The organism is Pseudomonas sp. Arb-4-2C (genome assembly GCF_055755015.1).
In genome coordinates, this window is sequence record NZ_CM146899.1 from 4,416,839 (window position 1) to 4,433,501 (window position 16,663).

10 protein-coding genes are annotated in these 16,663 nt (G+C 61.2%); 5 read left to right on the forward strand and 5 right to left on the reverse strand.

What is annotated here, in order from left to right; genetic code table 11:
* Positions 1 to 118 precede the first annotated feature (118 nt).
* Positions 119 to 478 carry a PilZ domain-containing protein gene (locus AC0J41_RS20010; protein WP_473013404.1) on the reverse strand — a complete coding sequence of 120 codons (360 nt, stop codon included), beginning with the start codon at positions 476 to 478 and terminating at the stop codon, positions 119 to 121.
* A 229-nt stretch (positions 479 to 707) separates the two neighbouring features.
* Positions 708 to 1,094, reverse strand: a complete 387-nt coding sequence (locus AC0J41_RS20015; protein ID WP_025112748.1) for a tetratricopeptide repeat protein — start codon at positions 1,092 to 1,094, stop codon at positions 708 to 710.
* Positions 1,095 to 1,282: 188 nt separating this feature from the next.
* On the opposite strand from AC0J41_RS20015, the gene pyk reads away from it, so the two are divergent.
* Together pyk and AC0J41_RS20025 are read left to right on the forward strand one after the other, a co-directional pair.
* Entirely contained in the window at positions 1,283 to 2,734 is a 1,452-nt protein-coding gene (pyk, locus tag AC0J41_RS20020) for a pyruvate kinase (RefSeq protein WP_025112747.1), read from the forward strand.
* Positions 2,735 to 2,931: 197 nt separating this feature from the next.
* Positions 2,932 to 4,245 (forward strand): NHL repeat-containing protein, encoded by a 1,314-nt coding sequence (locus AC0J41_RS20025; RefSeq protein ID WP_473013405.1) that lies wholly within the window; start codon positions 2,932 to 2,934, stop codon positions 4,243 to 4,245.
* A gap of 92 nt (positions 4,246 to 4,337) precedes the next feature.
* Here the strand turns inward: AC0J41_RS20025 and AC0J41_RS20030 are convergent, their stop codons facing one another.
* From AC0J41_RS20030 to AC0J41_RS20040, 3 genes are read right to left on the reverse strand one after another with little or no spacing between them, the layout of a single operon-like run.
* A complete protein-coding gene (locus AC0J41_RS20030) occupies positions 4,338 to 5,087 on the reverse strand; it encodes an enoyl-CoA hydratase-related protein (RefSeq protein ID WP_473013406.1) in 750 nt (249 codons plus the stop codon).
* 29 nt (positions 5,088 to 5,116) lie between these two features.
* A complete protein-coding gene (locus AC0J41_RS20035) occupies positions 5,117 to 6,052 on the reverse strand; it encodes an iron-sulfur-binding ferredoxin reductase (protein ID WP_473013407.1) in 936 nt (311 codons plus the stop codon).
* Positions 6,045 to 7,151 carry a GGDEF domain-containing protein gene (locus AC0J41_RS20040; RefSeq protein WP_473013408.1) on the reverse strand — a complete coding sequence of 369 codons (1,107 nt, stop codon included), beginning with the start codon at positions 7,149 to 7,151 and terminating at the stop codon, positions 6,045 to 6,047. Before AC0J41_RS20040 ends, AC0J41_RS20035 begins: the two co-directional genes overlap by 8 nt.
* Before the next feature lie 519 nt (positions 7,152 to 7,670).
* Between AC0J41_RS20040 and AC0J41_RS20045 the strand changes: the two genes are divergently transcribed.
* From AC0J41_RS20045 to AC0J41_RS20055, 3 genes are all read left to right on the forward strand, one after another.
* Positions 7,671 to 9,194: a fumarate hydratase gene (locus AC0J41_RS20045; RefSeq protein ID WP_127648340.1), complete on the forward strand. Its 1,524-nt coding sequence runs from the start codon at positions 7,671 to 7,673 to the stop codon at positions 9,192 to 9,194.
* 179 nt (positions 9,195 to 9,373) lie between these two features.
* Complete coding sequence (locus AC0J41_RS20050) at positions 9,374 to 13,882, forward strand: SpvB/TcaC N-terminal domain-containing protein (RefSeq protein WP_473013409.1); 4,509 nt, start codon at positions 9,374 to 9,376, stop codon at positions 13,880 to 13,882.
* Positions 13,879 to 16,650: an RHS repeat-associated core domain-containing protein gene (locus AC0J41_RS20055; protein WP_473013410.1), complete on the forward strand. Its 2,772-nt coding sequence runs from the start codon at positions 13,879 to 13,881 to the stop codon at positions 16,648 to 16,650. The genes AC0J41_RS20050 and AC0J41_RS20055 overlap by 4 nt, the downstream gene beginning before the upstream one ends.
* Positions 16,651 to 16,663 lie beyond the last annotated feature (13 nt).

Consider the following 16,663-nt stretch of genomic DNA (forward strand, 5'->3'; position numbering starts at 1 on the left):
ACTGACGCTTTCGCGAGCAGGCTCGCTCCCACAGTGGCCCGTGCTGATCACAAAAATTGTGTGCACCAGCGATCCTTGTGGGAGCGGGCTTGCCCGCGAAGCTTTTGGCGGTATGAAGTCAGGCCGAGGCCGGCAATGGCTGAAAACTGAAGTACTGACGCAACGCCTCGACCAGTTGCGCATATTCCGGCGGCGGACGCTGCAGGCTGAAGCCGGCGTCGTAATGCATCGGGGTCGCGTCTTCATGGCACCACAGGCAGCACGCGGTGAGGTCGATCACCTGCTGGAGGCCATCGCCGCACGGGAGCTTGAGACGCAGGCTGAAATCGACACCGATCATCATCGGCAACTGGCTGATGAGCATCAGCCCGTCTTCGGACACATTGCCCAGAAAACCGATGGGTTTGTCGGTGACGCTGTTGAACACCCGGAGGAAGTACGGCAACTGGTGCCGTTCGATTCGACGGTCGGTAAACATGCGCAGTACGCCATGCAAGGCTCCATCACAGAGCCGCACCTTTGCTTCGGAACACGCCTGTATCGCAGACGTGCTCTCCCCGCTTCCGGTGGGATGGTCGCCAATACGCCATCACCTCAACAACGACCAGTCGCAGGTGTTGCCCCGGTTCAGACGCCAGGCGCTGAACCGGATCACTGGACTATAGCTCACCTTATACAGTCAGCCAGCGTTTGTATGACAACCAGCATCAGAAGCGTTGCGGACTCGGCACTGCAGCTGCACTGCGCGTCGGGTAGTGGCCCAGGCTCTGCAGGGTTTCCAGGCGCGCACGGGCGCGGAAGGCATATTCGCTGTTGGGGTACGAGGCGATGATGAACTGGTAGGTCTGCGCCGCGTCGATGTACATTTTTTGCCGTTCCAGGCACTGACCGCGCATCATCGACACTTCCGGCCACACATAAGGGCGGGCCCGGCTGTCGCGCTCGACCTTGGACAGTTCGAGCATCACCTGCTCGCAATTGCCTCGGTCATAGGCGCTGTAGGCGTTGTTCAGATGGTGGTTCATCGCCCAACGGGTACATCCCGTGGCAGCGAGGGCGCTGAGGGCAAGGGCGGCAATGGGCAACAATCGCATGAGGGTTCTCCTGTCTTGAGCAGTGTATCGACCCGCTGCCAAAAATCTTCAGAAGCGTTTGCGCCGATTGTCGCGTTCAATAAAGAAAACAATAACGAAGCTCTTCACAAAAAGTAGTGCAAACGAACAATGACTACACCCCAAGAGCATAGTAGCCTCTGCTAGCGCTTGAACTCAGGAGTCTTTGCATGTCCGTCCGTCGTACCAAAATCGTCGCTACCCTTGGCCCGGCCAGTAACTCGCCGGAAGTTCTCGAACAGCTGATTCTGGCTGGTCTGGACGTCGCCCGTCTGAACTTCTCCCACGGCACCCCCGACGAGCACAAGGCTCGCGCGAAGCTGGTGCGTGACCTGGCTGCCAAGCACGGTCGCTTCGTCGCCCTGCTGGGTGACCTGCAAGGCCCGAAAATCCGTATCGCCAAATTTGCCAACAAGCGCATCGAGCTGAAGATCGGTGACAAGTTCACCTTCTCCACCAGCCATCCGCTGACCGAAGGCAACCAGCAAGTGGTCGGCATCGACTACCCGGATCTGGTGAAAGACTGCGGCGTGGGCGACGAGCTGCTGCTCGACGACGGCCGTGTGGTGATGCGCGTCGACACCGCTACCGCCACCGAACTGCACTGCACCGTGACCATCGGCGGCCCGCTGTCCGACCACAAAGGCATCAACCGTCGCGGTGGCGGCCTGACCGCACCGGCCCTGACTGAAAAAGACAAGGCCGACATCAAGCTCGCCGCTGAAATGGAAGTCGACTACCTCGCGGTGTCCTTCCCGCGTGACGCTGCCGACATGAACTACGCCCGTCAACTGCGTGACGAAGCCGGCGGCACGGCCTGGCTGGTGGCGAAGATCGAACGCGCCGAAGCCGTGGCCGATGATGAAACCCTCGACGGCCTGATCAAGGCGTCCGACGCAGTGATGGTTGCCCGTGGTGACCTGGGTGTGGAAATCGGCGACGCCGAGCTTGTGGGCATTCAGAAGAAAATCATTCTGCACGCACGCCGCCACAACAAGGCAGTGATCGTCGCGACCCAGATGATGGAGTCGATGATCCAGAACCCGATGCCGACCCGCGCCGAAGTGTCCGACGTGGCCAACGCCGTGCTCGACTACACCGACGCCGTGATGCTCTCGGCCGAATCCGCTGCCGGTCTGTACCCGCTGGAAGCCGTTCAGGCGATGGCGCGTATCTGCGTCGGCGCTGAAAAGCACCCGACCAGCAAGACCTCCAGCCACCGTATCGGCAAGGAATTCGAGCGCTGCGACGAAAGCATCGCCCTGGCGACCATGTACACCGCCAACCACTTCCCGGGCGTGAAAGCGATCATCGCGCTGACTGAAAGCGGCTACACCCCGCTGATCATGTCGCGTATCCGCTCCTCGGTGCCGATCTACGCCTTCACCCCGCACCGCGAAGCCCAGGCTCGCGCAGCGATGTTCCGTGGCGTGTACACCGTGCCGTTCGACCCGGCGTCGCTGGCACCGAACGAAGTCAGCCAGAAAGCGATCGACGAACTGGTCAAGCGCGGCGTCGTGGAAAAAGGCGACTGGGTCATCCTGACCAAGGGCGACAGCTACCACACCACTGGCGGCACCAACGGCATGAAAATCCTGCACGTTGGCGACAAGATGGTCTGAGTCGTCCCGCGCTGAAAAACAAAAGCCCCGCCATGAGAATGGCGGGGCTTTTGCGTTTCCAAATGGCCGTTTTCAGCGGTCACTGATGCCATTACCGCTCGTCGTAACTGTCAACTCTGACAGTAGAACCACCGTTCATTCGCGCATCCACTCACCCTGATACCAATGAGTGAATACGCTGAAGAAGGAGTGACACAATGGCAATTCAGCTCACGAACCTCGCACAACTGGACAAGACCTTTGCAGAGGACGGGATTTTTACTGCGCCTCCCTCTGAAGGCATCAAAAACATTATTCCGCGGTTCCTTACGCTTGGCCCCTCCGGAGATGCTTACTTTTTATGCAGCGTACAAGACCTTGAAAACCGGAGCCTGTATGCATGTTTTCATCTAAATGAACATGGCCAGTTCGATAAAGACTTCGGGGGAAATGGCTACGTCGTGGGGTCGTTTGACGGGAGTGAAAGCTCTATAAGCAATAGTTCGCAGCAGATCCTGCTGGTGGATATCGACGGGAGCAAGAGGATTTTACTTGTCGGATTTTTTTTAGCCCCGGGGGCTGGGTGGAGAAGTTCTCTGGTACGCCTTCATTTGAATGGAGAAATGGATACGGCGTTCGGGGAGGGAGGGATAAGAATCATTGATCTGCCGCCCGACAATGCACAAGGCATCTCAGCGCTTGCGAGTGCTCAGACTCCACACAGCGCAGACACCGGTCGCACACAGCTTTCGAGTTTGCCTGACAACCGCATTTTGTTGATTCAAGAAGGGAAAAATTTCGACTACATCAATGTTTTAAACAGCGATGGTTCACCCGACACAAACTTCAATGGAAGCGGTTTTTTTGAAGCCAAACCTAAAGATGCCAGAAATGTCTTTCTGTGGTCCCTCATGCGAACGGCGAAGGGCAAGTTCGTTGGCGCGGGGGTCGTCGAAACGCTCCCCATCTCTACCCAAAAGGCACTGTTCGTTCAGCTGGATGATAAAGGCGAGCTCGATACCTCATTTGGGGACGGGGGTTATGTGCTTATCGGCGGGGAATATGCTGACTATCAGATCCGTGACTTGGTCACTCAGCCCAACGAACGCATCCTGGGCATTGGCATCAGTGTCGGCGTCAGAGGTTTGTTGATCAGTCGAGAGCCGGACGGTACACCAAACATTCAATTTAATGGAGGCGAGCCGCTTGATACCATCCTGGATCAAGGAAAGACAAACTGGCTGTCGGGTAAGGTCCTCGGAAACGGCACGTTTCTAGTGGCGGGAAGAGCGGGCGACGAATTAGATCCACTCATCAGCGGTAACGTCGTAGTTGCGCGTTTTCTGAACAATGGCGCGCTGGACACTTCATTCGGTAACGGTACCGGATATTGGCGTTTCGCCGACACTACCGGTCTCGCCGTGCTGCCCCTTGCCTTTATGGAGGGTAAGGTTTTGTTCATAACCTGGACAAAAAGCAACTTCGTCAGGGTCATGCGTGGGTTGATACCAGACGCTGGCCCGGCTCAGTGAGCGCGACGGCCGAGAAACAAAAGCCCTGCCCTGTGAATGGCAGGGCTCTTTGCTTTCCAACTCAATGATTGCGGGACCGGGGCCGACCCCGGTCACCCCCGGTTGATAAACCCCATCAGTGCCGCAATTGCTTCCGGCGAGCGCAAGCGCTGGACGAACAGCTTGCCTTCCTCCTCGACCACCTTGCGCAATAACTCCCTATCCGGCGCCTTCATCAGCTGTTTGCTGATGCGCACCGCTTCGGGTGGCAGTTTGTCGAAGCGCAGCGCCATCTCCCGCGCCTTGGCAAAGGCCGCTTCGCCGCTGGGCAATGCCTGGGTGGCAATGCCCCAGGCCGCCGCCTGCTCACCGTTGAACCCTTCACCCAGCAGCAACAACTCGGCAGCCTTGGCCTGGCCAAGCAGGCGCGGCAGGATCAGGCTGGAGCCAAACTCCGGGCACAGCCCCAGGTTGACGAACGGCATGCGCAACCGCGCATCGCGGCTGACGTACACCAGATCGCAGTGCAGCAGCAACGTGGTGCCGATGCCCACCGCTGCACCGGCCACGGCGGCGATCACCGGTTTGCGGCATTCGAGCAGATTGAGCATGAAGTGGAACACCGGGCTGTCGAGGTCGCTCGGCGGTTGCTGGACGAAATCGGCGATGTCGTTGCCGGCGGTGAAGCATTCGGCGCTGCCGGTGATCAGCACGGCGTTGATTTCAGGATCGCTGTCGGCCTGCTTCAGGGCCTCGGCAAGACGACTGTACATCGCGCGGGTCAGGGCGTTTTTCTTGTCCGGGCGATTCAGGCGCAGGGTCAACAGGCCGCGTTCACGTTCTACTTGGATAGCATCGGTCATGGCAGGTCTCGCGTCTGAAAAGTCAGCGCTCAACCACGGCTCAGAAAGACGTCCGCCAGCAGTTGATTGCGCGGCAATCCGGCCAGGTACAGACGCCTGGCAAAGGCATCGACGCTGGTCGGTGAGCCGCAGACTAAGGCCAGGGTTTGCCGGGAAACAAGGCGCAGTTGCGCCAAAGCGGCGGCTGACTCGGCCGCCGTCCACAGCTCGATACTGAGGTTTTCGCGCTGCGCAGCCAGCGCCGCAAGGGGTTTGGCCAGATAGTGCTCGCGCTCGTCATGGGCCAGGTGAATGACACGGATGGCCCCCTGATGATCCTGGCGCAAGGCTTCGCGCAGCACGCCGAACAATGGCCCCAACCCGGTGCCGGCCGCCAGCAGCCACAGCGGTCGCGTGTGCCAGTCGGGGTCGTAATGCAGCGCGCCGCCGCGCAGCTCACCGAGACGGATCGGGTCGCCGATCTGCAGGCGCCGCGCTGCATCGCTGAATTCACCGGGCTGGTGACAGTCGAGGTGAAACTCAAGAAAGCGCTCTTCCTGCGGCAGGCTCGCCAGCGAATACGGCCTGGCGATATGGTTGATCCACAGCACCAGATGTTGCCCGGCACTGTAGCGCAGCGGTCGTTGCGGGGTCAGGCGCAAGCGCAGCACGTTGTCGCTGAGCCAGTCCAGCGCCTCGACCACCGCCGGTTGACCGTCCGCAACCGGGTCGAAGGTGTGCACCTGCAAGTCTTCGGTCACTTGGCACTGGCAGGCCAGGCGCCAGCCCTGCTGACGCTGTTCAGCGCTCAGGGCATCCGGCCGATTGTCGACAGGCAAGCCGTTCACGCACTGCACCAGACACGCATGGCAACTGCCGGCGCGGCAGCTGTAAGGCACCGCAACGCCGTGTTGATTCAGGGCATCGAGCAGGTTGCTGCCCGCCGCCACCGACCACTGCTGTTCACCCACACGAAGTTCAGGCATCCACATTCTCCCACGCGGCTGCGCAGCGATTGCGCCCGTCGCGCTTGGCCCGATACAGCGCCTGATCGGCACGCTGCAGGGCATCGTCCAGATCGTCGCCCAACTCCAGCAGGGTCATGCCCGCCGAAAGGCTGAGGTTGCGCACGTTCAGGCCCATCAGTTCGACGTCCGTGAAGGCAATGCGCAGGCGTTCGCAACAGGCGGTCAGGCGCTCGGCATCGCAGTCGGGCAGCAACACCACAAATTCCTCACCACCGTAACGCGCCAGCACGTCGCCGTCACGCAGGCAGGCGCCGGCCACTCCAGCGAACGCCTGCAACACCTGATCGCCGGCAGCATGGCCGTGCAAATCGTTGATGCGTTTGAAGTGATCGAGATCAATCAGCGCCAGGCCATGGACCACGCCGGGGTCCATCGCACTGAGTTCGCGGGAAGCCAGGCGCAAAAAATGCCGACGGTTGAACAACCCGGTCAGCTCATCGGTGGCCACCAGGTCTTCGAGCTGACGCATCATGCCGCGCAGGGTGTCCTGATGCGCCTGCAGGGCAAACCGGCGCTGCCGCTGACGCTGCCGCGATACCTGGACAAACCGCGCGTAGATCACCAGCCACGCCAGCACCATCGCCAGAATGCATACCTGCAAGGCTGCCAGCGCCGGATCCGGCAAGCGGAAGTGGTAGCCATCCCAGAGGGTGATCGCACAGAAACTGAAGAACACCAGCAGCGCGCAGCGAATGAACGCACGCCGGGATAAATGAAACAGGCCGAACAGCAGGATCAGCACGTAGAACACCAGAAACGCACCGCGGGCCTCGTCCAGATGGGCAATCAGCCAGGTCTGCCAGCCGAGCCCGAGCAGCACTTGCGCCTCGGTCAGGCTGGGATCGGCAAAACGCAGGTTGCGCCCGGACCAGAACAGCGCGAACAGCGTCGCCTGACTGATGACCACCAAGGCGCTGCCGATGGCCACACTGTTCAATGACTGCGGGTAATGACCAGTGAAAAACGCCAGCCACAGCAGCAGCAAAGCCAATCCGTAGGTGGCTGCAGCGAGGGCAAAGCGTTTGAGCAAAAGACGTTGTATGGCGTTATGGGTCAATCGTTGACTCACCGTGCGATAGGAGGCTGACCGAGTGTCCTACTCTACAGACCGGATGCCACTTTAGAGGGGCGGTCGATAAATGACCACCGATTTTCGGGCTCGAAAATTGACGTCAAAAGTGTGGCCTCAAAAGGCCCACCCTAGCCCTCTCCCCGAGGGAGAGGGAACTGACCGCATTGTTTATTTGCGATACGCCGACCTGATACATCAAGCCGGACTCAGGTTTTGAATTCGCCACAAATCGGCTCCCTTCCCCCCTCGCCCCCTTGGGGGAGAGAGCTGGGGTGAGGGGGTGGGTATTGAAGTGCGCACCCGATGTTCGATATTCGCCCAACCATGCGACCAACGAATGACTGCCGGCGCGTGTATGCCCTGAAGAGGCGCGGTATACTGCCGCGCCTTTTTAGCGTCGCGCCAGCAGCCCCGGCGTGCCTTGAAAGGTGCTTGCGACCGACCGATGCACCCAAGCCGCAGGCACCTTATTGAATGTTCCCGTCTTTTAGAGGAGCGCGACTCATGACCGTGATCAAGCAAGATGACCTGATTCAGAGCGTTGCCGACGCCCTGCAATTCATTTCCTACTACCACCCCGTGGATTTCATCCAGGCGATGCACGAAGCCTACCTGCGCGAAGAATCGCCAGCGGCCCGTGATTCGATCGCGCAGATCCTGATCAACTCGCGCATGTGCGCCACCGGCCACCGGCCGATCTGCCAGGACACCGGCATCGTGACCGTGTTCGTGCGCGTGGGCATGGACGTGCGTTGGGATGGCGCGACCATGAGCCTGGACGACATGATCAACGAAGGCGTGCGCCGCGCCTACAACCTGCCGGAAAACGTGCTGCGTGCCTCGATCCTCGCCGACCCGGCGGGCGCTCGTAAAAACACCAAGGACAACACCCCGGCGGTGATCCACTACTCCATCGTCCCGGGCAACACCGTGGAAGTGGACGTGGCGGCCAAGGGCGGCGGTTCCGAGAACAAGTCGAAAATGGCCATGCTCAACCCGTCCGACTCGATCGTTGACTGGGTGCTCAAGACCGTTCCGACCATGGGCGCCGGCTGGTGCCCACCGGGCATGCTCGGCATCGGTATCGGCGGCACCGCCGAGAAAGCCGCGGTCATGGCTAAAGAAGTGTTGATGGAATCCATCGACATCCACGAGCTCAAGGCCCGTGGCCCGCAGAACCGCATCGAAGAGATCCGTCTGGAGCTGTTCGAGAAGGTCAACCAGCTGGGCATCGGCGCCCAGGGCCTCGGTGGCCTGACCACCGTGCTCGACGTGAAGATCATGGACTACCCGACCCACGCCGCTTCCCTGCCGGTGTGCATGATCCCGAACTGCGCCGCCACCCGTCACGCGCACTTCGTGCTCGACGGTTCCGGCCCGGCCTCGCTGGAAGCACCATCGCTGGACGCCTACCCGGAAATCGTCTGGGAAGCCGGTCCGTCGGCCCGCCGCGTCAACCTCGACACCCTGACCCCGGAAGACGTGCAGAGCTGGAAGCCGGGCGAAACCGTCCTGCTCAACGGCAAGATGCTCACCGGTCGCGACGCTGCGCACAAGCGCATGGTCGAGATGCTGAACAAGGGCGAAACCCTGCCGGTAGACCTCAAGGGTCGCTTCATCTACTACGTCGGCCCGGTTGATCCGGTCGGTGACGAAGTGGTTGGCCCGGCTGGCCCGACCACGGCCACGCGGATGGACAAGTTCACCCGTCAGATCCTCGAGCAGACCGGCCTGCTGGGCATGATCGGCAAGTCCGAGCGCGGCCCGACCGCGATCGAAGCGATCAAGGACAACAAGGCCGTGTACCTGATGGCCGTGGGCGGCGCCGCTTACCTGGTGGCCCAGGCCATCAAGAAGTCCAAGGTGCTGGCATTCGCCGAGCTGGGCATGGAAGCGATCTACGAGTTCGAGGTCAAGGACATGCCGGTTACCGTCGCGGTGGACAGCAACGGTGAGTCGGTACACATCACCGGCCCGGCGATCTGGCAACAGAAGATCGCCGAAAGCCTGGCGGTAGAAGTGCAGTAAGCGTTCCGCAGCTGCAGAAAAGGCCGGCCCGTCACACGACGGGCCGGCCTTTTTTCTGCCTGAGAGAAAAACTCACACCTTTGGCCCGATCGCACCTGTCAAATCTGACAGGTGTCCGCTTTCGCGATTATTGCTAGCGTCAATCCACCCGCGTCTTCACGTGTGCAATGGATATGACCATGGCTGATCAAGACCTCAGTATTACAACACCGTCCATTGCCAAGAGCTCGACGATTGCCACCATCGGCAAGAGCTGGGGGGCCGTGGGGCAGACGGGCGCGGCGTCTTTCGAGCTGCCGTTGCCGCTGTCGGCCGGTCGCGGTTGGGATCCGCAACTGTCGCTGGCCTACAGCAGTCAGGCCGGCAACGGCCCGTTCGGTGTCGGCTGGAGCCTGGGCCTCGGCGCTATCAGCCGTCGCACCCACAAAGGCGTGCCGCACTACACCGCCCATGACGAGATCATCGGACATGACGGCCAGGTGTGGATGCCGGAACTCGACGACAACTGCCAGATCCTGTCCCGCCGCGAGAATCGCTACAACAATGTGGACATCGGCCCACATGACGTGGTGCGTTACTGGCCACGTGTGGAAAGCGATTTTGCCCTGCGCGAGTACTGGCAGCCGCAGACCGGCGTACAGCCCGGATTCTGGCTGATCCACGGTGCCGATGGTTCGCTGCACCTGTATGGCAAGTCCGCTGCCGCACGCCGGGCCGATCCCGATGACCCGCTACGAGTGATCAACTGGCTGCTGTGCGAAAGCATGAACACCCACGGTGAACACATCGGTTTCGATTACAAGGCTGACGATCAGGCCGACGAACAGGCCTGCGACCCGGATCGCGACTGTCGCGCCCAGCGCTACTTGCGTGCAGTGTTCTACGGCAATGCCAGCGCCAGCCCGGATCTGTATGGCTGGACGCAGGAAAGTCCGGCCGAGGGCGACTGGCATTTTCATTTGTTGTTCGACTATGGCGAACGCAGCACTTCGCTGACCGAAATGCCCGAGTACGCCGAGAATCCCTCGCAACCCTGGAAGCCGCGACCCGACCCTTTTTCGACCTTTGGCCAGGGCTTTGAACTGGGCACCCGACGCCTGTGCCGACAGGTGTTGATGTTCCATCATTTTGCCGAACACACCGGCGCCACCCCGGTGCTGGTGCGCCGTCTGTTGTTTGAATATTCGCCGGTCGCGCCGCAATCGCCATTCAGTCAACTCACGGCTGCGCACTATCAGGCGCGGGATGCCGACGGTTTCGTGGAAGACACCCCGCCGATCGAGTTCGAGCATTCGCCCTTCACCCTTGACCCGACACCGCGTCGCTTGCTCGAACTGGAGACGCAACCGGGCATCGATGACCAGCCTTACCACTGCGTCGATCTGTTCGGCGAGGGCTTGCCGGGTTTTCTCTGCCGCTATGACCAATGCTGGTATTACCGCGAGCCGTTACGTGCCAGCGCCGGGGCGGATGCAATCACCTACGACGCATGGACATCCCTGAAGCAGTTGCCGGTGGCCAACCGCAACAAAGCCGCGCAGCAACTGTTGGCCGACCTGACCGGTGACGGGCGCCTGGACTGGATCATCGCGATGCCGGGCATGAGCGGTTTTCGTACGCTGAACGCGGATCGCAGCTGGGAACCGTTCACTGAGTTTGATGGATTCCCCCTCGAGTTTTTTCACAACCTGTCGCAACTGGGCGACTTCTCTGGCGATGGGCTCAATTCTCTGGCGATGGTCGGCCCGCAGGCCGTGCGTTTGTATGCCAACCGTCGCGAAGCAGGGTTCAGCGCGGCGACCGAGATTGACCACCTGCCGGTCGATGACCGCTTGCCGCTGTTGAGCAACGCTCGTCACGAACTGGTTTTCCTCGGCAACCTGCTGGGCAGCGACATGACCGAGCTGTGCCGCATCCGTCACGACGAGATCCGCTGCTGGCCGAACCTGGGTCATGGCCGGTTCGGCAAAAGCCGGCGAATCAGCGGCCCGGTGTTCACTGACACACCCTTCGATGCGGCACGGGTACGGATCGCCGACCTCGATGGATCCGGCGCACCCGCGTTGATCTATCTGAATTCGGATGGTTTCGACATTTACTTGAACCGCGGCGGCGACGGCCTGCAGACGGAGGCGGTGCGCGTCCCGTGGCCTGCGGGCGTGCGCTACGACCGCCTGTGCCAGGTCACCTTCGCCGACCTGCAAGGCCTGGGTTGCGCCAGCCTGATTCTGACCATACCGCACATGACACCGCGGCACTGGCGTTATGACTTCGTATCGGCCAAGCCCTATCTGCTGACGGCCAGCAATAACAACATGGGCTGTAGCTCACAGGTGCACTATCGCAGCTCGGCACAGGCGTGGCTCGACGAAAAATACGAGCAGCTCGCCCAGGACCCGGGCCGGATCCCGGCGTGCCATTTGCCGTTCCCCATGCAACTGGTCAGCCAGCAGTTGCAGCTGGACGAAGTGACCGGCAACCGTCTGACGCAAGAATTCGAATACCGTGAGGGCAACTACGACGGTCAGGAGCGCGAGTTCCGCGGCTTCGGCCGACTGCAGCAGTACGACAGTGAATCAGCCGCCGGTGACGACGACAGCGGTTTCACCGCGCCGGTGCGGGTGTGCACCTGGTTCCATACCGGGCAGGCCATGGAGCGCTCACGCGAAGGTTATTTCAACCGCGACGCCGATGCGGTTGCGTTGGGCAACACCCTGTTCAGCCGCTATCACCCGGCAGACGAATGTGATGAACCGGTGACACCACCCGACGCCGCCACCGAATACGAAATTGCCCGGGCGCTGGCCGGCTCCGTCGCCCGCAGCGAAACCTGGGCTGGCGCTGATGACCCGGCCACGGCCTGTCCCTATGCGGTAGTCGAACACCGTTATCGGGTGCGCGAAGTGCGACCGCGCGGCGACTACTCCGACACGGTGCTGCTGCCGCTGCCGCTGGAGAACATCAGCTACGCCTACGAACGTCTGGCCGACGATCCGATGTGCGCCCATGACATCACGCTGTGTGCCAACCCCTACGGTATGCCGACCCACACCATGACCCTCAACTACCCACGTCGGCGCAAGGTCTCGGACGCGCCGCCCTACAGCGATCCCGACGAACAACAGTGGTGGCGCGACGCCCACGATGAAGCGCAGCAATCGTGGTATCTGAGCGAAACTCGCAACCGCTACATTGACCTGGACCAGGACCTGCAACATTGGCGCCTGGGACTTCCCTGGCAGCAGCGCGGCAATGCCCTGAACCTTGCCAACGGTTCGTTGCCGGACGGTCTCACCCCTGATCAGGTCAGCCACGAGCAACTGACGCAGCATCAGGACTCGCCCGAGTGGAATGCTCTGCGTGTGCTCACCCTGCAATCGGTGCAGCGTTATCTCCAGAGTGCCGACCAGTCGGCGCTGCCGGACGGCGAGGCCGCTTTCGAAGCGCTGGCCGGGCCGCTGGAGATCGCGCAACTGGACGAGACTGCACTGGAGACCTACGCCAACCTGCCACCCCCGTTCGACATCCGGGTGGAGTTGAAAAATATCGGTTATACGCCGATGTCGTTTTTGTTCGAAACGACGCCCGCCGCAAACGCCGAACAGAACCTCTGGTCATCGTTTTACAACTTTGCGCAATACGCCGGGGCCGAAGGTTTCCACAGGGTGCTCGAATACCACCAGACCCCCAGCCATGGCGTGACCAAGGCGCAATACGATCCTTACAGCCTGGCGCTCATCCGCGTCGAACTGCCGGACGGCTGCACCACCCGTGTCGAATACGACTATCACGCACTGCAACCGCTGCGCATCATCGATGCCAATGACAACGTACAAGAGGCGATCTACGAGCCTTCCGGACAACCACTGACCACCACGTTTCATGGCACTGAAAATGCTCAGGCGGCAGGTTTCAGACCGCTGAGCGAATACCGGCGACAGGAAGATCATCGCCCGGACCCGGCCATCGCGGACCCGGCGCAGGCCGTGCAGAAAGCCGCCAGCACGCTTCGCAAGGACTTGTTCAGCTGGATGGGGCAATTGCCGCTGATGCTGCGCGAGGCCAGCGGCTTTTTTCGCGAATGGGTCGATGCCGGTCTGGTCCTGCCCAGCGGCCATATCCGCGCCAGCGCCCGACGGCAACTGGCGCAGAACAGCGCACCGAGCACGATGCAGCAGGCACTGCAGGCGGCCATCGCCAGCAGTACGCGCGAGCCGGTGCACAGCGTCTTGCTCAGTGCCGACCGCTATCCCGATGACCCGATTGCCGCCCAGTTTCAAATTATCAAGCTCTGCTTCGATGGCTTCGGACGATCATTGCAAACCCAGCAACTGGTCGAACCCGCAGAGGCTTACGTGGTTGATGAAAACGGTGCGCTGGTCGTCGAGGGCGGCAAGCTGCTGGTGCGACACGCCGACCCGCGCTGGCGCATCAGCGAACGGGTCGAATACAACAACAAGGGCCTGCCGGTACGTCAATTCCGCCCGTTCTTTGCCGACAGTCATCGCTACATCAACGACGCCTCCCTGCGCGAACACGGGTATTTCGATCAATTGTTCTACGACGTGCTCGGCCGCCCGATCAGGCTGGTCAATGCCAAAGGCTATTTTTCTCGAGAGACGTATCACCCCTGGTACCACATCAGCGAAGACTTCAACGACACCGACGAATCGGAACCACAGCCATGAACGTCCATTGGCGCACACCGGCACTGACGGCGCATGACAGCCGCGGCCTGGCGGTACGTCAGGTCGCTTACCTGCGCACCTTCGCTGCAGACACGCCGGTGGCCCTGCTGAGTCGACAGCAGCATGACGTCGCCGGACGCAGGGTTGCGCAATGGGATCCGCGCTTGCCGGTTGCCAACCGGGTGACGTTATATGGCTTGAGCGGCGAGCCGCTGAAAATCGACAGTATCGACGCCGGCATGCGCTTGACCTTGCCTGGCCTTGCCGGCGAAGCGCTCGAGCGCTGGGACGCACGCGGCAACCATTGGCGTAACAGGTTCGACGAGCAGTTGCGGCCAACAACGAGCGAGAACACCACGCAGCCGGAACACGAAACCTGGCTCTACGCCGACGCCACGGCCAGTGCGGCGTTCAACCTTCGCGGACAACTGCTCGCGCTGCAGGACTCGACGGGATTGCTGCAGTTCGACAGCTTCGCACTGGCCGGCCAGCCTTTGCAGGAGACGCGCCGACTCGACGACCACGAGACCTTTCTCACACGTCGCACGTACAGTCCGCTGGGTACCTTGCTGGAACAGATCGATGCTGGCGGACACCGGCAACAGTTGCGCTACGACATCGCCGGACAACTGCGTTTCAGCCAGCTTCGACTGAGCAGCAACCACGACTGGCAACCGCTGTTGCAGGACGCCCAGTACAACGCCGCCGGGCAGATCATTGAACAGCGCACCGACAATCGCGTCGTCAGCCGCTGGGGTTACGACCCGGCCGATGGTCGCCTGCACAGGCAATCCTCGGACACAGGCACGCAACCTGCCCTCCAGGATTTCGAATACATCTTCGACCCCAGCGGCAACATCACGCGCATCATTGACCATGCGTTCAGGGTCAGCCATTTCGCCAATCAGCGGATCGACGGTGAGCGCCGGTTCAGCTACGACTCGCTGTACCGGCTGCACAGTGCCAGCGGTTACGACGACGGCCCGCTGACCGACATTCCCGGTTTGCCGCAACTCACCGATCCGCGCAACCGGCTCAATTACAGCCAGACCTACACCTACGATCCAGGCAACAACCTGACCGAGCTCATCCATGTACGTGACGGTGCCAGCCATACCCGCCAGATGGTCATCGACCCGCTCAGCAATCGCGGCGTGCGCTGGCAGCAAGGCGACCCGCCTCCGGACTTCGCCAGCCTGTTCGATCGCCACGGCAACCTCCTCGCCCTGCAACCCGGCCAGCCCCTGCAATGGAATGCCCGAGACCAGTTGGCGCAAGTGACGCTGGTACAGCGCGATGACGGCGCCCATGACCGGGAATACTACCGTTACAGCCAGGGTGCCCGACTCTACAAACGCCATGAGCGACACACCGCGACCGTCAGCCACTTCGAGGAAGTACGCTACCTGCCGGGGCTGGAAATCCGCCGGCGTGACAATGGTGAAGAACTGCACATCATCTCTATCGCGGGCGGCTCGAGCAGTGTCCGCTGTCTGCACTGGGTGGCGGGCCAGCCAACCGATGTCGAGGCCGATCAACTGCGCTATACCCTCGGCGATCACCTGGGCTCCTGCGTGATGGAACTCGATCAGCAGGCGCGCCTGATCAGTCACGAGGGGTATTACCCGTTCGGCGCTACCGCATGGATGGTCGGCCGATCGGCGCAGGAAGTCAGTTACAGGACCGTGCGCTATTCAGGCAAGGAAATGGATGTCAGCGGACTTTATGCCTACGGTGCCCGGTATTACGCGCCCTGGTTGCAGCGCTGGGTCAGCGCCGATCCGGCGGGGGATGCCGACGGGCTCAATCCGTACGGTTTTGTCGGGAACAACCCGTTGCGCTATGTCGACCCTGGCGGCAACACCCGGGCAGAGGGGGTGATCATGCTGTATGCGGCGTTTATTTCAGCGGTCCAGGGACACGCCACGCAGGTGATCGGGCAAATCCACAACATTCTCCATGATGAAGGCGTGGCAACGAATCTGGCACTGAACCTGGCAGGCGAAGTCGTCAGAGGGGTCGTCGGCTACGAGGGTGGTGTTGCGGGCAGCGGTCAAGTTGATCTCGCGTTTCCCAATGTGCCTTTCACCACGCCCTACACCACCAGTGGCGGAATGGTTGGCGGCAACATCGGCGGCGATGTGGCCACGGCCATGGTGGACCCGGTGGCGAATGGCGTGGGGATCGGCATGGGACCCCTGATTCCGCAGACCTCGCAGATATCCGTCAGCGCGATTGATGAGGGGCTGGGAATCAAGGGTTCCGTCAAGGAGATCAAGTCCTGGCGAGACATGAAGGATGAGCTGATTCATCCAGGCCTGAACGCGGTGTTCAACCCTTCCTTCGTGATGGGCCGGCTCATGGCCTCGTGGATATCGATTATTCCCGGAGCCATCAACATGTTTGCCCGGGCGATCGAAGCCGAGGACATCAAGAACCGGCTCACCCCCGTGAAGATCCAGAAAATCGAGACCCTGCTTGGCGACTGGAAAGCGGCAGTCGAACAGCGTGCCGGCTGGGCTGAAAATGCGTTCGATGCATTGGGCACGGACACCGTTTACCCGGCTGACTCGCTGCCAAACATCAACCACATGACCTCCGCAGAGACCCTGGCGCCCATCAATCGTACTGCCCTGCGACGCCAGACCCTTTTCACGCTGTCCCATATCGAGCGCACCCAAGCCATGATGACGCGGTACAAAGAAATGGGCACGACCGACAATCAGTTCCTGCTCGCGCAGCGGCGAGCCCAGAAGAATGCTGCCTGACATGAGCCACTGC

What these genes read in the sequence shown, in the direction of transcription:
- AC0J41_RS20010 (WP_473013404.1), bottom strand. Translation starts at nt 478, where the DNA reads ATGTTTACCGACCGTCGAATCGAACGGCACCAGTTGCCGTACTTCCTC.
- AC0J41_RS20015 (WP_025112748.1), bottom strand. Translation starts at nt 1,094, where the DNA reads ATGCGATTGTTGCCCATTGCCGCCCTTGCCCTCAGCGCCCTCGCTGCC.
- pyk (WP_025112747.1), top strand. Translation starts at nt 1,283, where the DNA reads ATGTCCGTCCGTCGTACCAAAATCGTCGCTACCCTTGGCCCGGCCAGT.
- AC0J41_RS20025 (WP_473013405.1), top strand. Translation starts at nt 2,932, where the DNA reads ATGGCAATTCAGCTCACGAACCTCGCACAACTGGACAAGACCTTTGCA.
- AC0J41_RS20030 (WP_473013406.1), bottom strand. Translation starts at nt 5,087, where the DNA reads ATGACCGATGCTATCCAAGTAGAACGTGAACGCGGCCTGTTGACCCTG.
- AC0J41_RS20035 (WP_473013407.1), bottom strand. Translation starts at nt 6,052, where the DNA reads ATGCCTGAACTTCGTGTGGGTGAACAGCAGTGGTCGGTGGCGGCGGGC.
- AC0J41_RS20045 (WP_127648340.1), top strand. Translation starts at nt 7,671, where the DNA reads ATGACCGTGATCAAGCAAGATGACCTGATTCAGAGCGTTGCCGACGCC.
- AC0J41_RS20050 (WP_473013409.1), top strand. Translation starts at nt 9,374, where the DNA reads ATGGCTGATCAAGACCTCAGTATTACAACACCGTCCATTGCCAAGAGC.
- AC0J41_RS20055 (WP_473013410.1), top strand. Translation starts at nt 13,879, where the DNA reads ATGAACGTCCATTGGCGCACACCGGCACTGACGGCGCATGACAGCCGC.